Annotated in this window: 13 protein-coding genes; 10 read left to right on the top strand and 3 right to left on the bottom strand. The window is 62.2% G+C overall.

All coding sequences use genetic code 11. From position 1 onward, the window contains the following. Positions 1-121: 121 nt before the first annotated feature. Positions 122-3517 (bottom strand): PD40 domain-containing protein, encoded by a 3396-nt coding sequence (locus E4631_RS00565; protein ID WP_133658164.1) that lies wholly within the window; start codon positions 3515-3517, stop codon positions 122-124. A 134-nt stretch (positions 3518-3651) separates the two neighbouring features. Next, positions 3652-4728, bottom strand: a complete 1077-nt coding sequence (locus E4631_RS00560; RefSeq protein ID WP_133658163.1) for an FAD-binding oxidoreductase — start codon at positions 4726-4728, stop codon at positions 3652-3654. A gap of 171 nt (positions 4729-4899) precedes the next feature. Here E4631_RS00560 and E4631_RS00555 point away from each other — a divergent pair, with 171 nt between their 5' ends. The 6 genes from E4631_RS00555 (at position 4900) to E4631_RS00530 (ending at position 14723) form a co-directional block, all read left to right on the top strand. Continuing rightward, entirely contained in the window at positions 4900-5544 is a 645-nt protein-coding gene (locus E4631_RS00555; RefSeq protein ID WP_133658162.1) for an MBL fold metallo-hydrolase, read from the top strand. A gap of 21 nt (positions 5545-5565) precedes the next feature. Further along, positions 5566-6759, top strand: a complete 1194-nt coding sequence (locus E4631_RS00550; protein WP_133658161.1) for a carboxypeptidase-like regulatory domain-containing protein — start codon at positions 5566-5568, stop codon at positions 6757-6759. Between the two features lie 19 nt (positions 6760-6778). Next, a complete protein-coding gene (locus E4631_RS00545; RefSeq protein ID WP_133658160.1) occupies positions 6779-7543 on the top strand; it encodes a phosphatidylcholine/phosphatidylserine synthase in 765 nt (254 codons plus the stop codon). An 80-nt stretch (positions 7544-7623) separates the two neighbouring features. Beyond that, a complete protein-coding gene (gene porU, locus E4631_RS00540; protein WP_133658159.1) occupies positions 7624-11724 on the top strand; it encodes a type IX secretion system sortase PorU in 4101 nt (1366 codons plus the stop codon). 120 nt (positions 11725-11844) lie between these two features. Next, positions 11845-13062 carry a type IX secretion system outer membrane channel protein PorV gene (gene porV / locus E4631_RS00535; RefSeq protein ID WP_133658158.1) on the top strand — a complete coding sequence of 406 codons (1218 nt, stop codon included), beginning with the start codon at positions 11845-11847 and terminating at the stop codon, positions 13060-13062. A gap of 368 nt (positions 13063-13430) precedes the next feature. Further along, complete coding sequence (locus E4631_RS00530; RefSeq protein ID WP_133658157.1) at positions 13431-14723, top strand: pitrilysin family protein; 1293 nt, start codon at positions 13431-13433, stop codon at positions 14721-14723. Between the two features lie 167 nt (positions 14724-14890). Here the strand turns inward: E4631_RS00530 and E4631_RS00525 are convergent, their stop codons facing one another. Then, a complete protein-coding gene (locus E4631_RS00525) occupies positions 14891-15814 on the bottom strand; it encodes a hypothetical protein (RefSeq protein WP_133658156.1) in 924 nt (307 codons plus the stop codon). Positions 15815-16176: 362 nt separating this feature from the next. On the opposite strand from E4631_RS00525, the gene E4631_RS00520 reads away from it, so the two are divergent. The 4 genes from E4631_RS00520 (at position 16177) to E4631_RS00505 (ending at position 19980) form a co-directional block, all read left to right on the top strand. After that, positions 16177-17241, top strand: a complete 1065-nt coding sequence (locus tag E4631_RS00520; RefSeq protein ID WP_133658155.1) for a glycosyltransferase family protein — start codon at positions 16177-16179, stop codon at positions 17239-17241. A 90-nt stretch (positions 17242-17331) separates the two neighbouring features. After that, the gene (gene eno, locus E4631_RS00515) at positions 17332-18603 is read left to right on the top strand and encodes a phosphopyruvate hydratase (RefSeq protein ID WP_133658154.1); all 1272 of its coding nucleotides are present in this window, start codon (positions 17332-17334) and stop codon (positions 18601-18603) included. A gap of 73 nt (positions 18604-18676) precedes the next feature. Beyond that, positions 18677-18982 (top strand): septum formation initiator family protein, encoded by a 306-nt coding sequence (locus E4631_RS00510; RefSeq protein WP_133658153.1) that lies wholly within the window; start codon positions 18677-18679, stop codon positions 18980-18982. A gap of 128 nt (positions 18983-19110) precedes the next feature. Next, a complete protein-coding gene (locus tag E4631_RS00505; protein WP_166648127.1) occupies positions 19111-19980 on the top strand; it encodes a CARDB domain-containing protein in 870 nt (289 codons plus the stop codon). Positions 19981-20009 lie beyond the last annotated feature (29 nt).

The following is a 20009-nucleotide window of genomic DNA, read 5'->3' as shown; positions in this document are numbered from 1 at the left end:
GAGCTTGTCGAAGCATCTCTGCCACGCCGTTAGGATTAGTAATCCAACTAAGCGGCAGAGATGCTTCGACAAGCTCAGCATGACGTTCTTTTATTTCTTACCTACTGCCTTCCTACCCCCTTTAAAAGTCGTGGCCGAGGGTGAAGTAGGGCTTGGGCTTGGAGGTGACGTAGTTTTCGCGGGCCCAGGCCAGGTCAAACTTGGTGTAGAAGCCCAGCACCGTGCTGCGCACGCCCACGCCGTAGCCCATCAGGAAGGGGTTGTTGAAGTTGGTGACCGTGCCGGAGAAGATGTTGCCATTGCCCCCAAAGTTGATGGTGTTGTTGGAGTTGTCTTCGCCGAAGGGGTTGGTGCCGTTGTAAGCCGTGCCCGCGTCGAAAAAGCCGATGAACTGCAAATTGCGGAAGAAGCCCGAGTAGATGGGCCGGTTGGCCAAATACTGCACAATCGGAATACGCAACTCACTGTTGAACAGCACGTAGCGCGAACCCCGGCGCTTGCTCAAGTCAAAGCCCCGCAGGTTGGTCACAAACTGCTGGTAGAACATGGTGGTAGGGTCGGACACGCTCTGGCCGGCCGGCGTGATGAGCTGCTGGTCGGCGTAGCTCTGGTTCACCCAGTTGTCCATGCCGCCGAGGCGGAAAAACTGCGGGTTGGTGCCCGACTGCGCATTGCCGAAAAACTGCCCGTAGCTGGCACGGTTGGCCCAGATTATCTGGCGGTGCACCTTCTGGTAGTGGCGCAGGTCGATGTAAAACTTGCCGAAGTTGTTGGCCTTGCTGCTCACGTCGTTCATCTGGAGCACGCCCGCCTTCAGGCGCGTGCCCACCAGCATGTTCACACCTGTCACCCGCGAGTTATCAAATACCAGCTCCGCATTGTAGCCCGCGTAGTTGCGCGTCAGGTCGTACTCCGTCGAGGCTGTGCCCGTGAGCGAACGCGAGATATTGTCGTAGCGAGGGCCGCCGCGCAGGCTTAGGTTGTGGGTGAGGGGGTAGGCAATAGTAGGCGCAATGGAGTGGCGGCCGTAGCGCAGCTGCTGCCCCAGGCCGGCAGGGTCAAAAAAGTACGCCTGCTTCTGGTAAGCAATAGTCCAGTCGAAGCGCCGCGTCACGTTGGTGTACGACACGTTGATGTTGCTGGTGCGCAAGTCGAGCTTGCCAAAAATACCCGCCTGAAAGCGGTGATTTTCAAACGCATCCGACAGGTTGGCTTGCAGTGACACCCCAAAACCCAGCAGCGGGTCGATGGCGATACCCGTCAGCAGGTTATCGGCCATGAAGCGCGTATCGTAGTGATACGGCCCCGTGATGGTGGGCGTGGCAATGCGCGGGGCATTCACAACGGGCGCCTTGGCATTGCGCCGGGGCCGGATGGGCGCCACGTCCTCATCTTCCTCAAACTGGTAGTTGTTGGGGTTGAGCGGGGCCGTGCTGCGCGCGCCGGGCGTTGGCGCAGCCGGGGTAGCCGCCGTAGTAGGCGTGGCGGTGGTAGGCGCAGTGACCACGGGCGCAGCAGTGCCAGCGGGAGCAGTAGCGGCGGCGGCGGTCGGCGTAGTATCGGTAGCAGCCGCAACGGCCGGCACGGGGGGGGTAGGGACCGGGGCGGCGGGCCGCACCGGGGCGGGGGCCGGCCGCGAACGCGACTCCAGAATCTGCTGGCGGGCGGTTTTGCCCAGCGTCAGGCTGGCGGGCAGCTCAAAGTGGGGGTAGAGGTAGAGCAGGTCGCGGGCCTGCACCTGCGCCGCGAAGGCCAGCGTGCCCTGCGGCAGACTGTAGTCAAAGTCCTGAATATTCGTAGCAAAATTGCTCACCGGCTGGTGCTGGCCGGTTTTGCGCGAGTAGCGGTACAGGCCCCGGATACCGTTTTCCTCACCCAGGTACAGAATCTCGTCGTCGGAAAGCGGTCGGGGCCGGGTTTCGTTCGAGATGGTACTCACGAGCGACTCAATCGGGATGGCGCGGCCGTCGAGGTGGCAGATAAACAGGTCGTAGTTATTGACCACATTCGGGAACGTGGCCGGCCGGGCGCGCCCCGTCGAGTCGAGATAGCGGTTTGAGCTGAAGGCGATTTCCTGGCCGCTAGGCAGAAATACCGCCTGCTGGTCGTCGAACAGGTCGTCGGTGAGCTTTTCGGGCTGCCGGCTGCCGGCGCGCAGCAGGTAAATATCGTTCTGACCATTCTTCACCGCCGTGAATACCAGCGCCTTGCCGTCGGCCGAGTAGTTCATGTCGAGCACCTGGTCATAGGGCGCGAAGATGGTAGCCGGCTGGCGCAGATTAATGGCCCCACGCAGGCGGTCGAGCACAGCCAGGCCGGTGGTGTTGTGCACGTGCAGGGCCATGCGGCCGTGCTTCATCTCGGCCACGGCCAGCTGCGAGTTGCCGCGCCAGGCTAGCACCGGCAGGCGGGTTTCTACCTGCTGGTCGGGGGTGCGGTAGCCACCCTGCAAGATGATGCGGCGGTGGCTGCCGTTGCGGTCGGTCACTACCACGCGGTAGCGGCCCTGCTCGTTGGCGGCGTAGGCCAGGTGCTGGCCATCGGGGCTGAACACGGGCTGCGAGAACACGTCGAAGCCGCGCTTGTTGCGGGTGCTGAGGCGGTTGGCCTCGGTGGGCACCACCAGCGCCGACAAAGTTTCGCCCCGGTTGATGTCGCGGTAATAATTGACCCAGTTGCGCAGAAATACCTTGTACGGCACGTTCAGCGACGACGAGATACCCACTTCCACGTCGCGGGTAATGCGCGTGAGGTTCAGCACGTTCTGCACCGTGCCATAGCCGTAGCGCTCGGCAATGTAGTTCCAGATGCTGTGGCCGGCCAGGCGCTGGTTGCGCACGAAGAATGGCGCCGTGCGGTTGCCGGTCGGGTACTGGCGCGCCATGTCGCGCATGTAGGCGTCCATGTCCACGCTCCAGCCCTCCGCCGCGTACGACGATGCGCCGCTGATAAACCAGTCGGGCAGTTGCAGCAGGTAGTTGCTTTGCAGCACCTCGCGTAGCGAGCCACCGTACATCATGTCGTTGAGCAGCACCTGGGTTATCTGGTAGCTCAGTTCGCGCTTGAAGTCGGTTTGGCGGCCCGTGAAGGCAACTTCCACCTTGGTTTGGCGCGTGAGCTGGGCCTCGCCGCCGTTCACGGCATTGGGCACGGGGAGGCCGATGTTGCTCTGCCGCAGGTCGCCCACCGAGTTGTAGACCATGAGCGTGGTCTTGCTGTAAGGAAAGTAGCCCACCAGCGCCGTGATGCGCTGCAGCTCCTGCTCGGCATACTCGGCCGTGCGGCGGGCGCTGGCCTCACCGCCTTCGTAAAAAAAGACGTTGAAATTCTGGGTCGAATATTCTTGCCAATTGAATTTCTTATACTGAATGCGCACCCGGCCGAAGGGCTCCTGAGCAGTTTGGGCCTGGGCGGGCACAGCCCCTACCCCTGCCAACACCAGCAACGGCACTACCACGGCCCCCCGGCCCTGGGCTAGGCCGGCAGCACCCCGGCGGAAAAGATGGAAAAAGTTCACAGCAAACGGGGTCAGAATTACGAGCGGGAAGAACGAAGCAGGCAGGTAGTAACCCGCCAGACGAGCCAGCGGGGCAGTTTTTTAGGCTAACGCCGCGCGGGGCGGGTCTGGTGCCCGGGCGGGCATACTTTAACTCACGCCCCCTTATAAAGCGCGTAGTAGCGGGCTAAGTTAACGTCGGGCCACAGCTCACCACTACCAGCGAGGTAATCGGCAAGCTGCGCGGCCAGGCGCGGGGCCAGGCTCACGCCCTTCGAGCCAAAGCCCCCGAAGAGGCTCAGCCACGGCAGCGTGGGGTGGCGGCCCAGCAGCGGGCGGCGGTCGCGCACGGCGGGTCGCACCCCGCGCCGCTCGCCCACTACCTCGAAAGGCAGGTCGGTGAGCCCCGCCAGGCGTCCGGCCAGCTCACGCTGGTCCACATCGCCGAGTACCTCGGCAAAGGGCGGCCAGCGGTAGGTAGCACCCACCCGAAACTGCCCTGCTGCTACCCCCGGCACCACGTAGGCTCCCCGATTGAGAACCTGCGCCGCGTTGAGGCCGGGCACCGCCACGTCGAGCACCGCGCCCTGATTGGGGGTGAGCGGCAGCCAGCCAAAGTGCGGACCCGCCAGCGCGCCCGCGCCCTGGCAGCACACTACGTGCCGGGCGCGCACCTGCCCCGGCGCGTAGCTCACGCCTGTGCCGTCGCTAACGAGGTGCTCCCAACTAAAAGTTTCTTCGCGCAGCCAGCCTGCAGCCCTACCCCCCTCGGCCAGCGCCGCCAGCAGCGCTTCGACCCGCAGGTGGCCGCCGCCGCGCAGCCACGCGCCGCCGTGCGGGGCCAGCAGCCCCGGCCGCGCTATAGGGGCAGTTTCTATCTTTTCGACGAAGCCCTGCCAGGGGTCGTCGGCGGCGCGGGCCAGCATTTGCTGCTGCTCCTGCGCCGAGCCGAAGACCTTGAGGATGGGCGCATTCTGGAAAAATTCTTCGCCCAGTTCCTGGCTCAAGGCCTGGTAGTAGGCTACGGCGGGGGGTAGGGTTTCGAGGGCGCGCCAAGTGAGGGCAAAGCGCTTGCCGGCCACGGGGTTCATGAGGCCGGCGGCCACGCGGGAGGCGGTGTCGGGCCGCGGCTCGTCGTAGACGAGCACGCGGTGGCCGCGCCCGCGCAGCTCGCGGGCCAGCACCGCCCCGGCAATGCCGTGGCCGATGAGCAGGTAATCGTAGTCGGTCATTCTTTCACTGGATAATGAGTATAAAGAACGTCATGCTGACGCCAGGAAGCATCTCGCGCACCTCGTTGAACGATTGACTTACTGCCGGGCGTGAGATGCTTCCTGGCGTCGGCATGACGTTCTTTATACCCACCAACTAGTACTCGTTATCCTCAAACCTACCTTTGCCGGATGCTTCGGATTGTCTGCTTCACCTTCAACGCGTTCAGCGAAAATACCTACCTGCTCATTGATGAGGCCACGCGCGCCACGGCCATCGTGGACCCCGGCGCCTACTCGAAGGAGGAGCAGCAGACCCTGCGCGACTACATCGAGGCCGAAAAGCTGGATGTGCAGTTTTTGCTCAACACCCACGCCCACATCGACCACGTGCTGGGCAATGCGTTTGTGCTGCGGCAGTACCCCGGCATCCCGTTTTTGCTGCACACCGACGACCTACCCACGCTACGCGCTGTACCTACCTACGCCGGGCCCTACGGCTTCGCGGCCTACGAGCCGGCCGAGCCCACCGGCGAGCTGGCGGCCGGCCAGGTAGTGGAGTTGGGCGAGAGCGAGCTGCAAGTGCGCTTTGCGCCCGGCCACGCGCCCGGCCACGTGGTGCTGTATGACGAGGCGGGCGGCCAGCTCATCGGGGGCGATGTGCTGTTTAAGGGCAGCATCGGGCGCACCGACCTGCCGGGCGGCCACCACGCTACCCTACTGCAAAGCATTGAGAGCGAACTACTGACCTTGCCTGATGAAACGGTGGTGCACCCCGGCCACGGGCCCACTACGACCATCGGCGCGGAGCGGCGCAGCAATCCGTTTCTGACCTAGCTGCTTCCCTACCCCCCTCCTATGACCGCAATCCGCTACCTCCTGCTGGCAGCCGCCGCGCTGCTGAGCCACCAAGCTGCCGCGCAGGGTTTGGTAACCGGCAAGGTGCTGGACCGCCAGACGCGCCAGCCCGTACCCTACGCTAGCGTGGTGGTGGCCGGCACCACCCAGGGCACGACCACCAACGCGGAGGGCGAGTTTGGCTTGCGCGTGGCCCGGTTGCCGGCCAAGGTGCTGGCCTTCAGCCTGGGCTACGGGCGCGACTCGGTGACGGTGGCGGCGGCGGGGCCTACCCCCCCGCTGGCCTTGCAAGCCGCGCCCGTGGCGCTGCCAGCTGTGGAACCGACCAGCTACGCGGCTAACCTATTAGCGCACGCCTATCGCGTGTTGCAGCGCACGAATGCTCGCAAGCTGTACGGCCAGGCTTTTTACCGCCAGGTGACTTACCTCGACCAGCAGCCCACGCAATTGCTTGAAATGCTTTGGCAAACCAAGGCCAGCAGCGCCGGGCTAGAAGGCACCGCGCTGAGCCAGGGCCGCTTTGCAGAGAAAAAAGGCATGTTAATCAGCTTCAACAACCTATCAAATTTTACGAAGAGCCTGACGCTTTACTCGCCGGCAAACGACACCACTAAGCTGGGTAGCGTGCTTAGTCCCGAGCCGACCAAGATGTACACCCTGCGCCTGCTGGGCGTGAGCCAGAGCGGAGGGCAAAGTCTGGCCAGCATTGAGTTCGTGGGCAAGCCTAAGTTCAATCCCCAGCACGTGCGAGGCATTATTACGGTGGATGTGGACACTTACCAGCTGCTGCGCTTCCAGGTCGGCATCGACATCGCGGTTAAGTCTAACAACCCCACGTTCAAGTTCAAAGACGAGCGGATGAATTATGACTTGGTATTCGCGGCCCGGCCCGATGGCGCGGCACCCGACCACATGCTCGTGACGCTGACCCAGAATATTGGTCGAATGCTGAAACCTGACCTCCAGATGCACGCTGTGGGCTTCACATACTTCTACGACTGGCAGCCCACGGCCGCGGCCGTTACTTACGAGCCAGCCGGTAGCAAGCAGAAAGACCTCGACGCTATCAAGCAAAAGCCCTACGACGCCGACTTTTGGCGCAATAATCCCGTGGTGAAACGCACGCCGCTCGAAGAAGAAACCATCAGGTCTTTTGAGCAGAGCAAGTCTTTCGGCACTATTCTTACCAAGTAATAAGCAGCTTCTTCCTACTTTGAAACGACACATACCCAACGCCGTTACCTGCCTCAACCTGCTGTGCGGGTGCTTGGCGCTCACGTTCATCTTCCGGGGCGAGCTGGTGCTGGGCGCCTACCTGGTGGGCGCGGCGGCCGTGGCCGACTTCTTCGATGGGCTGCTGGCGCGGGCGCTGCGCGTGTCGTCGCCCATCGGCAAAGACCTGGACTCGCTGGCCGATATGGTGTCGTTTGGGGTGGTGCCGGGGGCGATAATGTACAAGCTAGTGGGAACGATAAGCGGCGTATCGGCCGTGACGGTAACCGGCAACGCGGACTATTCTTCCGCCCTCAGCTTACTGCCTTTCTGCGCTTTCCTCATCCCCATTTTTTCAGCCCTGCGCCTCGCCAAGTTCAACAACGACACGCGGCAGACGACCTCCTTCATCGGGCTCCCTACCCCCGCCTGCACGCTGGTAGTGGCGTCGCTGCCGCTCATTCTGGCCACCAATGAGTTTGGGCTGGACCGTATTATTCTGAACCCCTGGCTGCTGCTGGGACTCACGGTATTACTGTCGGGCTTGCTGGTGGCCGAATTGCCGCTGTTTGCCCTGAAATTCAAGAATCTGCGGTGGCTGGGAAACCGGCGACGGTTTATTTTTGTAAGTCTCGCTTTGGTACTGGTAGCCACGCTGAAGGCGGCGGGTATCCCGGTGGCGGTGCTGCTCTACGTGCTGCTGTCGGTGCCCGGCCGGGTGCGCAGCCGCGACGCCGCCGAAGCCAGCGCTACCGGCCCGCAATAAGTTGGCGGGCATCGGTGTTAGCCTGTATATAGCTACCGACGGTTTTTCTTGAGTAGTGTAGTGCCTTAGCAGGTTTGTTTATGCGAAACTTCTTCTCGATGCTGTTGCTTGGGCTGCTGGCGGGCTTGGTATTGCCAGTGCGCGCCCAAGTCGGCGGCAACGCCCAAACCGTGCCCGTGACGCTGAGCTGGACCGTGTATGCGGGCCTGCGCAGCCCCAGTGCCAGCCCCGACACGGAGCCCCGCCAGGTACCCAGCTTCGTGGGCGCCTACCACGGGCCTACTGATGTGGTGGGCACCTATACCCTGCGCGTGCCCGGCACCGTGAGCGCCGGCGAGCTGCGCGATGCCGTGTACGAGGCCTTCCCGGCCGCCGATGCAAAGCTGCTCGGCAGCACCGCCCTACCCCCCTCGCCCACCCTCACGCTGCGCACGGGCACCGAGGCCCGCCGGACCTACACCTACGTGCTGCTAAAGCCGGTGCGCCGCAACCCCCAGACCGGCCAGGCCGAGCGCCTGCTCTCGTTCACCTACGCTTACCAGGCGGCGGACGGCGGCGCAGCTACCAGCCGCACCACGGCTACGCACAGCTTTGCGAAGATTTCGGTGCTGAGCAGCGGCGATTGGTACAAGATTGGGGTGCCGCGCAATGGCGTGTATAAGCTCGACTTGGCGGCGTTGCAGAAGCTGGGCCTGCCCGCGTCGGTAGACCCCAATAAGGTGCAGCTGTATGGCAACGCCACGGGCCTCTTGCCGCAGGCTAATGCTACCCCGCGCCCCGACGACCTGGTGGAGAACAACCTGTACTTTAAGGGGAACACTGACAACGTATTTGGCAGCGACGAGTACCTTTTGTTTTATGCAAAGGGGCCGCACACCTGGCGGGCCAGCCAGCCGGCTCGGGCGGCGCAGCTGTCGCAGCCGGGCCTGTATGGGCTGCTGGGCGAGGGCGGGCGCTTCAAGCACGTCAACAATATTTTTTCGGATACGGCTTACTACTTTATTCGGGTGGGGAGCAGCGATGGGCGGCGCATTCCGACGGTGGCAGCCCCGGCCAGGGCGCCGCAGGGCGCGGCCATCACCACCTTTCTGGAGCGCCGCTACTACGAGCACGACTTGGTGAACATACTGCATTCGGGCCGGCGCTGGCTGGGCGAGTCGTTTAAAGTGGGCACGGCCAGGGACTTCGTTTTCAGCGGCGATGGCAACCTGGCGCTGGCCGACCTCGTGGCCGGCGATACGTTGCGCCTGACGGTGGCCACTGCCTCTACGGCCGGGCAAAGCAGCAGCTTCGCGGTGGCACTGGGGGGTAGCGCGCTGGGCACAGTGCCGCTGAGCGGCATTCCGAACGGCGCGTTTACGACGGTAGCGAACAACGACTTCCGCACCTTTACGACCCTCACGCCAGCCGGCCTCACCGACCCCAAGGTGACGCTGACCTTCAGTTCGGTTGATGGAAACAGCACCGGCTACCTCGACTACCTGGAGCTGGTAGTGAAGCGCCAGCTGCGCCTGAGCGCTTCTTATCTAGAGTTTAACTCCCTGAACTACAAGCGTGGGGCAGGCACGGTGGGCACCTTTACGGTGGCCAACGCCGGCGGCGCGCAGGTGTGGGAAGTGACCAACCCGCGCCGGCCCCAGGCCCAGACGCTCGACGCCAGCGGTAGCTTCGCGGCCTACACCGACTCGCTACGGGAGTTTGTGGCCGTGCAGCCCACGGGCTCGTTCGACACGCCCCGGCTCTTTGGCAAAATCGCGAACCAGAACCTGCACGCGCTCAACGCCGATGGCAAGCTGGATATGGTGATTGTGGCCTACCCCCCCTTCCGGGCGCAGGCGCAGCGGCTGGCCGACCACCGGCGCGACTACAACGGCCTGAACGTGGCCGTGGTCACGACCAAGGAAGTATTCAACGAGTACAGCTCGGGCGCGCAGGATGCCACGGCCATCCGCGACCTGATGAAGCAGGTGTATGACCGCAACCCCGACCCCAGCAACCGGCGCAATTACCTGCTCTTGTTCGGTGATGCGTCGTTCGACTACAAGTCGTCGCCCTACAACGACAAGAGCCAGGAGCCGGCCTGGTGGCTGAACCGGGTGCCTTTTACTACTACCACCGATTTTGACCGGGCCAACCAGAACCTGGTGCCCACCTACGAATCGCGCGAGTCGTTTTTGCCGGTGAGCGGCAGCCGCGCCAACGTGGAGGGCGAAAACAGCTACTCGTCGGAGGACTACTACGGCCTGCTCGACGACAGCGAGGGCGAGTGGGTGGAGTCGTCGGGCGCCACGTTTGAGGCTACCGACATTGGCATTGGCCGGCTACCGGTGCGCCCGCCGGTGGGCCAGCCCGCCAATGCGACCCAGGCTCAGCAAGTAGTTGATAAAATCATTGACTACGACACGCCGGCCAGCTTTGGCAAGTGGCGCAACCGCATTACGCTCACCGCCGACGACGGCGACAGTAACTTGTTCGTCAACGATTCGGAGCAGACCTTCGCCCCTACCATCAGCCGGGATGAGCCGGCTTATAACCTGCGCAAAGACTACCTCGACCTCTTTCCGCAAGTCAGTGTAGCGGCCGGTCAGCGCTCGCCGGCCATGATGGCGGCCATTGACGAGGCGCTGGAGCAGGGCTCGCTGCTGATTGGCTACACTGGCCACGGCGGCCCGCAGGGCCTGGCCGACGAGCACATCGTAACCAACGCCTCGCTGCTGGCACTGCAAAACCAGCACCGCCTCACGTTCTTCGTGACGGGCACCTGCGACCTGAGCACCTACGACAACCCCGACTTTACCTCGGCCGGCGAGCAGGTGCTGACGGATAATGTGACGGGCGGCGCGGTGGGCCTGTTTACCACCACGCGGGTAGTTTATTCCAATTTTAACACCCAGCTGGTGGATGGGTTTTACAACCAGATATTGCGGCGCAGCGCGGCCGGCACGCTGCCCTACCTGGGCTTCGCCGCCAGCACGGCCAAGAACCAGGCGGTGGGCGGCGACCTCAACAACCGCAACTACACGCTGCTAGCCGACCCTACCACCCGCCTCGCCTACCCCAACCAGCGCGTGGTGCTCGACTCCATCAACGGGCGGCGCGTGCAGTCGGTGGCAGCCAGCCTCGACACCTTGCAGGCGCTGGGCCAGATGCGCCTGAGCGGCCACATCGAGAAAGGCGGCGTGCTGAACGCCACCTTCGGCGGCACGGCCGACATCACGATTTTTGACAAGCCCGTGACCGTGCAAACCCTTGGTGACCAAAGCTTGCCGGTACCGGTTCAGACCCAGGAAAACATCATTTACGGCGGGCAGGCTACGGTGCGCGCCGGGCGCTTCACGGTGCGGTTTGTGGTGCCCAAGGACATTGCCTACAACGTGGGGCAGGGCAAAATCAGCCTCTACGCCCAGGATATGGTGAACAAGGTGGATGCCCAGGGCTACCAGCTGGCGCTGGTGGGCGGCGTTTCGAGCAAGGCTGCCAGCGACACCAAGCCGCCGCTGGTGCACCTGTGGCTGAACACCACCGAAACGCCCAACGACAGCTCCTTTGTGTCGGGCGGCAGCACCAGCCCTACCCCCTACCTACTGGCGCGCCTCAAGGATGAGTCGGGTATTAATACTTCCAGCGCCGGTATTGGGCACGACATCACGGCCACGCTCGACAACGACCCCAGCAAGCTGGTGGTGGTGAACAGCGGCTACACCACCGACGTGGATAACTTTCGCACGGGCCTGGTGCGCTACCTCTACAAAGACCTCACGCCCGGCCCCCACACCATTCGCCTTAAAGCCTGGGACACGCACAATAATTCGGCCGAGGGCACGGTTGATTTCCTCGTGGAGCAGTCGGCGGAGCTGGCGCTCACGCACGTGCTTAATTACCCCAACCCGTTCAGCAATATTACCACCTTCCACTTCGACCAGACGCGCGCCGGCCAGGAGCTCGATGTGCAGGTACAGATTTTTACCATTGCCGGCCGCCTCGTGAAAACGCTGCGCGCCAACTACCCCGCCAGTACTGCCCACATGCCCAGCACGTTGCAAGACCCCGCGCTGACCTGGAACGGCCGCGACGACTACAATGACCAGCTGGCGCGGGGCGTGTATGTATACCGGGTGAGCGTGCGCATTCCCGGCGGCCAGACCGCCACTAAGTTTGAGAAGCTAGTTTTGTTGAATTAACCACCGCCCTACCCCCCTGCCGGCTGCCCAATCGGCGCGCCGGGGAATAGTCCGATTTTTGTTGCAACGTTTTACCCCTCACCCGCTATCCTAGTAGTATCTAGTTCTTTACTTCATTTTATGACCTTTTTTCGTACGCTAGGCTTCGCGCCGGCGCTGTTGCTGCTCGCCGCGCCGGCCGCCCTGGCCCAAGTAGCCAACGCCGACCTGCACACCATTACCACGGCGGTGCCCATCCTGACGCTGAGTCCCGATGCGCGGGGCGCGGCCCTCGGCGACGCGGGCGTGGCGACCTCGCCCGACGCCAACGCGGCCTTCTACAACCCCGGCAAGCTGGGCTTCGTGGATTACAAGTACGCCTTCTCGCCGTCGTACTCACCCTGGCTGCGCCAGATTACCGACGACATGAGCCTGAGCTATCTCTCGGGCTACGGCAAGGTGGGCACGCGCGGCGCGTTTGCGGCCTCGCTGCTGTACTTCAACCTGGGCCAGATTGACTACCGCACCGGCACCAACCTGCCCAACGGCTCTTTCAACCCCAAGGAATACGCCGTTACGGTATCGTATGGCCAGAAGCTGGGCGAGAATTTCGGCGTGGGCATCTCGGCCCGCTACGTGCGCTCAAACCTTATCGGCAACTACTCGGGCAATGATGCGCAGGCCGGTAACTCCTTCGCCGCCGACCTGGGCGCCTACTACAGCAAGGACGCGACCATTGGCGCGGGCATCTACAACTTTGCCTACGGGCTCTCGATTACGAACCTGGGCAACAAGATGGTGTACCAGGATGTGACTACGTCGAGCTTCCTACCCACCACGCTGCGCCTGGGCACGGCCATCACCCGCGAAATCGATTCGTATAACAAGATTACGCTGGCCGTTGACGCTACCAAGCTGCTGGTGCCTTCGCCCTATTACGAGGACCCTACCAACCCCGCGAATGCGGCGGCGGTAAAACAAATCAACGACGAGCGCCAGCAGCAGGGGCCGATTGGGGCCATCTTCAGCTCATTCACCGACGCGCCGGGCGGCTTCAAGGGGGAGCTGCAAGAGATTAACCTGCACGCCGGCGCCGAGTACTGGTACAACAACACCATCGCGGCCCGCGTGGGCTACTTCTACGAGAACCAGCACGTGGGCGCCCGCCAGTACCTGAGCTTTGGCCTGGGTGCGCGGCTGTCGGTGTTTGGCGTCGATGGCACCTACCTGGTGCCCAACTCGCAGGCCAACCCGCTAGCCCAGACCATCCGGGTATCGCTGCACTTCAACCTGAACAAGTTGTCCGATGCCTTCGACGAGAAGGGCGCGGGCGGCACCCAGGGCACGCTGCCAAATTAAGGCGGCCTACCGGTTTCCACAGCTGAGGGGCTGGCTTCCGAGAGGAGGTCAGCCCCTCAGCTGTTTGGCGGGGGGTAGGACTTTTTTAGCACCCGCAGCTGTTTAGCAAGTCACCTGCTCGTCATTGCAAGATTATTGAAAAATCTCCCGTGCCTCGTTGACGGAAGCGTAAAAGGCTCACACGCCATGCTTTTACTGCGCACGACATGGCGAACGAGCATTTTTTTGCTTCCTAAACCAGTCATGGGCAAGAATTCAGGAGAATCAATCTAGCTCTTGCAGACTTTACGTACTTGTACCATGTTATTTTGTGAGGAGGCGCCGGCCGTAGCCGCGCTACCCTGCCTAAGTTCATCCCCATTCACCTCGTGCTCGACCGCCTTCAGCCCCCGCCCACCTTTCCGCTCACCCAAATCATTTTGCCCACCCCGCAGGTGAGCACGCTGCCCAACGGCGCGCGCCTGCACCTGCTGGCCAATGCGGCCCAGCCCGTGCTGCGCCTGCAAGTGGTGCTGCCCGCTGGTAAATGCCAGGAATCCCTACCCGGCATGGCCCAGCTCGCGGCCCGAATGCTGACCGAAGGCACGGCCACGCGCTCGGCCCGCCAAATTGCCGATGAAGTAGCTTTTTATGGCGCTTCGCTCGATTGCGAGGCCGGGCCCGACCGCGTTACGCTCACGCTCTATTGCCTGGCGCGCTACCTGCCTACCTTGCTGCCGCTGGTGCTGGAGATATTAACCGCGCCCACCTTTCCGGCCGACGAGTTGCGCCAGATGCAAACCCGCATCAGCCAGAATATGCGCGTGGAGCGCCAGAAAACCAGCTTCTGCGCCAGCGAAGAGTTTAACCGCCAGCTGTTTGGGGAAGAATCGGCCTATGGCCGGCCCTTTGATGAGGCTTCCTTCAACGCGCTCACCAGTGAGCAGCTACGCAACTTTCACGCGGCAGCCTACGCCCCGGCCGACGCCGATATTTTCCTGAGCGGCGACGTGGACGCCTACGCCGAGGAAGTGGCCGCGCAGCTGGGCCAGTGGCAGCCGGCCGCCGCCGCGCCCGTAGTGCCCGGCCTACCCCCCTGCGCCAACCCCACCTCCCCCACCGGCCTGGTTGCGGTGCCGGTTGAGGGCAGCATTCAGGCTTCGCTGCGGGTGGGGCGGCGCTGGCCGGCCCTCACCGAGGAGCAAACGCCCCAGCTGTTGCTGCTGGTGAAGGTGCTGGGCGGCTATTTCGGCTCGCGCCTGATGCGCAACATTCGGGAGGACAAAGGCTTTACCTACGGCATTCATGCCAGCGTAACGGCCCGCCAGCAGGCCGCCTCGCTGGTCATCGGCACCGATGTGAACGGCGAAAGCGCCGAGGCCACGCGCGTCGAGATTGCCGCCGAGCTAACCCGCCTGCAAACCGAGCTGCTGGACGATGACGAGCTGGAAACCGTGAAAAACTACACCCTCGGCAAGCTGCTGGGCGAGTCGGCCACGGTGTTTGAACAGGCCGACCGCCACCGCTACGTGGTGCTGCAAGGCCTGCGCCCCGATTACTACCCCCAGCTCGTGCACCAAACCCAGGCCACCACCGCTATTGAGCTGCGCGAGCTGGCCCGCACCTACCTCAGCCCCGCCGATATGCTGACGGTGGTGGCCGGCGGTGCAGTAGGTGAGTAAGTAAATAAAACAGCCCGTCATGCTGAGCTTGTCGAAGCATCTTGCTCGTGCAAGTAAACCTAACGTTTGTAGTTAGTTACGTGGTAGAGATGCTTCGGCAAGCGGACGACAGATGAGCATGACGGGCTGTTTTACTCATCTACTCCCTACCCATTTACTCCTTACCCCTACCGCATATTCGGGATGCGAAACTGCAGGCCCAGCGATGGAATAACGGTAACGCCGCTGAGTGAGGTGGTGCTGCCGTCGAGCAGGGTGTAGTTGCCGTAGTTCTGGTAGTAGAGGCTCACGGCGGGCACTACGTACACGTATTTGTAGCCCAGCTTGAGGTTCAGGAAGGCGCCGTAGGACGAGAAGTTGCGGCTTTGGCGGTCGAGGGCAGGCAGCACGCCGGTACCGGCGCGGTTGTATAAGTTACTGGGTGTGAAGCCATAGCTCACCCACGAGTGCGCATACACCGCGCCGTAGCTGATGGCCCCGATGCTTTCTTCAGGCCCAAACGACTGGCTGACGGTGAGCGGAATGAGAATATCGTGGCGCGAAGCCGAGAGTCCCAACAGGCTATTGATGTCGCTGAGGAATGGCAGGCTGGGCAGCGCCGCCCGCTGAATAGCGTATTGCAGCCCAATGCTGGCGTAGGTAGTGCCGCTGGCCGCGCCCCGCTCGGGGTTTTCGACCGAGCCGGTGGGGCCCAGCAATTGGTACTGCGTATCAAATACGTGCGAGCCGAAGGCATACTTATAGCCTACGTCGAGGCGCGGCACCACGCCGTAGCGAATGCTGAGGTCGGCGGTAGTTTGCACCGGGTCGAGGAGGTAGGCGAGGGCGGCGGCTTGCACGTTGCTCACAGTGCCCGAGTAGCGCACCGTGTCGCCGCGGGCGGCCTGGCTGCCGAGCTGGCTGGCCGCATCGCGCACGGCCGTGCCGGCCTTGCTAAGTGGCGCCGAGCCCACGTTGAAGCCCTGGTTATAAGCGAGTCGGAATTCGCCCTGAGGCGTTACCTTACCCGAAGTAGTGATGCCGCGCGGCGCGGTACAGGCCGAGGCCACCACGGCCAAACCCAGCCCAACAAAAGCAGCAGAAATACGCATATGTGCAAAAATAAAAGACGAAGCTAGGACCAAGCAACACGAAAACCGGGCCAAGCCCCGCAACCCCGGTGCGGCCCGCCATGGCGGGCCTGACTACCGACTTAAACTAACGGGCTACCAGCCAGCGTATGCGACGCGGCATTTTTTCCCGGCTACAATTTTACTGCTAGCCTTGCTTGAGGCTGGCTTGGTAGCCAGCCGCACTGGTAAACTACTGGTGTGGTGAGCAGATGAACGTCATGCTGAACAAAGTGAAGCATCTCTACCGCCTCGTTAAATGGACCGGTAGAGATGCTTTACTTTGTTCAGCATGACGTTCTTTGCCATTGTTCGTTGTTCACTGTTCATTGCTCTCTGTTTAAATGACCATTCTCTACGGAGTGCCGGGCGAGGGCCTGGGCCACGCCACCCGCAGCAAAGTCCTCATTGCCTGGCTACTAGAGCAGGGCCACGATGTGCGCGTGGTGAGCAGCTCGCGGGCCTTTACGCTGCTCGACAAGACGTTTCCGGGCCGGGTGCTCGAAATAAAGGGCTTCCACATTGCCTACAAGAAGCTGGCGGTGTCGAAGTCGCGCACCATTGGCCTCACCTTGCGCAGCGCGCCGGAGGCGCTGCAAGTCAACTTCCGGCAGTACCGGCAGCTGCTGCATGGCTTCCGGCCCGAGGTGGTGATTTCCGATTTTGAGTCATTCAGCTACTTCTTTGCCAAGCTCTTGCGCGTGCCGGTTATCAGCATCGATAATATGCAGATTATCAGCCGGGCGCACCTCGACGTGACGATTCCAAGCGCCGAGCGCGAGTCGTACGACGTGGCGCGCTACCTGGTGCGGGCCAAGCTGCCCCGCGCCCGGCATTATCTTATCACTACCTTTTTTGAGCTACCGCTGCGCCTGCGCTACGCCGAGCGCACCACGCTGGTGCCCAGCATTATCCGGCCCGAGATTCAGGCTGCTACCCCCTCGGCCGGCAGCTACGTGCTGGTGTACCAAACGGCCACCAACCAGACCGACCTGGTCGAGATTTTGCAGCAAATGCCGGAGCAGGAGTTTCGCGTGTACGGCTTCAACAAGGACGAAAACCACGGCAACGTGCTGCTGCGGCCCTTCTCCGAGGCCGGCTTTATTGCCGAGCTGGCGGGCAGCAGGGCGGTGCTCACCAACGGCGGCTTTTCGCTGATTTCGGAGGCCGTGTACCTGCACAAGCCGGTGTGCGCGGTGCCCATTCCGGCCCAGTTTGAGCAGTGGCTGAACGCGGCCGAGATTGAGAAGCGCGGCTACGGCCGGCGCTTCGAGGCCATCACGGCGGCCAATGTGGCGGCGTTTTTGGCCGAGCTGCCGCAGTATGAGGCGGCGCTGAGCAGCTACCAGCAGGCCGGCAACGAGGTGCTGTTTGCGCGCCTAGCCGAGCTACTGGAAGATGTGCGGTAAGCTTTAGCTTGCCGTGGCACCTGGAAGCCGGCAAGCTAAAGCTTACCGCACAGCCCTACATTTGCAATTCTCATCTTCCTTTCCAATAACATGAGCTACATCGCAGCCATTCATGCCCGCCAGATTTTTGATTCGCGCGGCAATCCAACCGTAGAAGTTGACGTCACCACCGATTCGGGCACCGTGGGCCGCGCCGCCGTGCCGAGCGGCGCCAGCACCGGCGTGCACGAAGCCGTGGAGCTGCGCGACGGCGACAAGAGCATGTACCAGGGCAAAGGCGTGCTGAAAGCCGTCGAAAACGTGAATACCAAGATTGCCGAAGAGCTGATTGGCTTCTCGGTATACGAGCAAGGGCTGATTGACAAAATCATGCGCGAGCTCGACGGCACCGCCAATAAGGGCAACCTTGGCGCCAACGCCATCCTGGGCGTGAGCCTGGCCGCCGCCCGCGCCGCCGCCCAGGAGCTGGGCCAGCCGCTCTACCGCTACGTAGGGGGGGTAGGCGCCACCACGCTGCCCGTGCCGATGATGAACATCCTGAACGGCGGCTCGCACGCCGACAACAAGATTGACTTCCAGGAATTCATGGTAATGCCCGTGGGCGCCAGCTCGTTCAGCGAGGCGCTGCGCTGGGGCACCGACATCTTCCACACCCTCAAAGGCGTGCTGAAGAAGAAAGGCTACAGCACCAACGTGGGCGACGAAGGCGGCTTTGCCCCCGATATTCAGTCGAATGAAGAAGCCATCCAGATTGTGCTGCAAGCCATCGAGCAGGCCGGCTATAAGCCCGGCGAGCAGGTGATGATTGCGCTCGACCCCGCCGCCTCGGAGTTCTTCGAAGATGGCCACTACCACTTCAAAAAGAGCAGCGGCGAGAAGCTGACGCCCGAGCAAATGGTGAGCTACTGGGTCGACTGGACCAAGAAATACCCCATCATCAGCATCGAAGACGGCCTGGCCGAGGACGACTGGGCTGGCTGGAAAAGCATCACCGAGCAGGTGGGCAATAAAATCCAGTTGGTGGGCGACGACTTGTTCGTGACCAACGTGGAGCGCCTGCAACGCGGTATTGATGAGCACATTGCCAACGCCATCCTCATCAAGGTAAACCAGATTGGCACGCTCACCGAGACGATTGACGCCGTGAATTTGGGGCGCCGCAACGGCTACAAGTCCATCATGAGCCACCGCTCGGGCGAGACGGAAGACTCGACCATCGCCGACCTGGCCGTGGCCCTGAACACCGGCCAGATTAAGACCGGCTCGGCCTCACGCTCCGACCGCATGGCCAAGTACAACCAGCTGCTCCGCATCGAGGAAGAGCTGGGCGAAACCGCCTACTTCCCCGGCAAGAAGATGTAAGTAGTGTAGGGTAAGCTTTAGCTTGCCGTCGCTTGTATCAACTCTCCCAATGGCAAGCTAAAGCTTACCCTACATGACTTTCCTGGCCCCTACCCTGCGCGTGCTGCGCAACTTCTACTTCCTCACGGCCGTCGGCTTCGTGGTGTGGATGGTCGTGTTCGACTCCAACGACCTGGGCAAGCAGTACGATATGTATCACAAGTGGCGCGAGCTGCAGGCCGAGAAAGGCTACTACGAATCCAACATCAAGCTGGTGCAGCAAGACCGCGCCGAGCTACTCAGCTCGCCGGCGCTGCTCGAAAAGTTTGCCCGCGAGAAGTACCTCATGAAGCGACCCGGCGAGGATGTATTCGTGCTGGTACCCAAGGAGGCAGACTAAAGCCAGCGCAGGCGTTACCTACTATTTATACAAAAGGCCCACTATTTCAAAAATAGTGGGCCTTTTGTATTATGAATCATTATCTTCGCACTATAATCTCTAATGCTACCGAATGCTATAACTATTACATGAAAAAACTCGCTATTCCCTACAAGTCATCACGCTTGCTACTGGCTTCGGTCCTATTTGGACTTTCTACTGCTCCGCTATGCGCCCAGGAAACCAAGCTGCCTGTCACCAATAATCCCGGGCAGGTCGACAGCCCCGCTTCCTGGATTCAACCAGAGCCGGCGCCAGCGCCCGACCTCGTTATCGCGGCCAACCCGCAGCTAGCCCCTACCCTACTGACGGTGGGTAGCCCGGCCGTATTGCAGACGACCATTCAGAATATCGGGAACATGCGGGCGGGCTTCTCGGTGCTGGGCTACTACCTCTCCGCAGATGCCACACTCAGCAGCGACGATGTACTAGTAGGCGAAGCCATAACTGCGGCCATATCACCAGATAATCTGCTGGTTATACCTACTGATGTGGTTGTGCCCGCCGGCACCGCCGCCGGCTCCTACTACCTGCTGGGAGTAGCCGACTACCTCAACCTGGTGCGGGAGAGCAACAATGGCAACAACGTATGGGTGCACCGGCTAGCCGTGGCGCTGCCCAGCGTCAGCGCGGCTCAGCGCAGCAATTTGGCTACCAGTAACTTACCTAGCCAGGAGGCCGATGAAGAGCTGCTTGGCGCCGACCTCAGCATTGCCCCCAACCCCGTGGCCCACGCCACCCCAGTACGGGTGCGGCTCAGCACAGCCGGCCCGCAAAAGGCTATTACACTGGCCCTTTATACCAGTCAGGGCCAACGCATTGCTACCCAGAACCTAGCGCTGGTGCCCGACCTGCCTGCTCAGGCCGAGTTTTCAACCGCAAGCCTAGCCGCCGGGGTGTACGTGCTGTACCTGAGCGGCCCTGGCCTGCACGCCGTGCGCCGGGTGGTGGTGGAGTAAGGCACCTTTCGCCTACGGATTTTGGGCGG

The organism is Hymenobacter sp. UV11 (assembly GCF_004684095.1).
Classification (GTDB): Bacteria; Bacteroidota; Bacteroidia; order Cytophagales; family Hymenobacteraceae; genus Hymenobacter.
The sequence above is the reverse complement of the archived record's forward strand: the minus strand, read 5'-3'. Positions and strand labels throughout refer to the sequence as shown.

Coding starts and splice junctions, on each gene's coding strand:
- E4631_RS00525 (WP_133658156.1), bottom strand. CDS start 15,814: ATGCGTATTTCTGCTGCTTTTGTTGGGCTGGGTTTGGCCGTGGTGGCC.
- E4631_RS00555 (WP_133658162.1), top strand. CDS start 4,900: ATGCTTCGGATTGTCTGCTTCACCTTCAACGCGTTCAGCGAAAATACC.
- porU (WP_133658159.1), top strand. CDS start 7,624: ATGCGAAACTTCTTCTCGATGCTGTTGCTTGGGCTGCTGGCGGGCTTG.
- E4631_RS00550 (WP_133658161.1), top strand. CDS start 5,566: ATGACCGCAATCCGCTACCTCCTGCTGGCAGCCGCCGCGCTGCTGAGC.
- E4631_RS00560 (WP_133658163.1), bottom strand. CDS start 4,728: ATGACCGACTACGATTACCTGCTCATCGGCCACGGCATTGCCGGGGCG.
- E4631_RS00510 (WP_133658153.1), top strand. CDS start 18,677: ATGACTTTCCTGGCCCCTACCCTGCGCGTGCTGCGCAACTTCTACTTC.
- E4631_RS00520 (WP_133658155.1), top strand. CDS start 16,177: ATGACCATTCTCTACGGAGTGCCGGGCGAGGGCCTGGGCCACGCCACC.
- eno (WP_133658154.1), top strand. CDS start 17,332: ATGAGCTACATCGCAGCCATTCATGCCCGCCAGATTTTTGATTCGCGC.
- porV (WP_133658158.1), top strand. CDS start 11,845: ATGACCTTTTTTCGTACGCTAGGCTTCGCGCCGGCGCTGTTGCTGCTC.
- E4631_RS00505 (WP_166648127.1), top strand. CDS start 19,111: ATGAAAAAACTCGCTATTCCCTACAAGTCATCACGCTTGCTACTGGCT.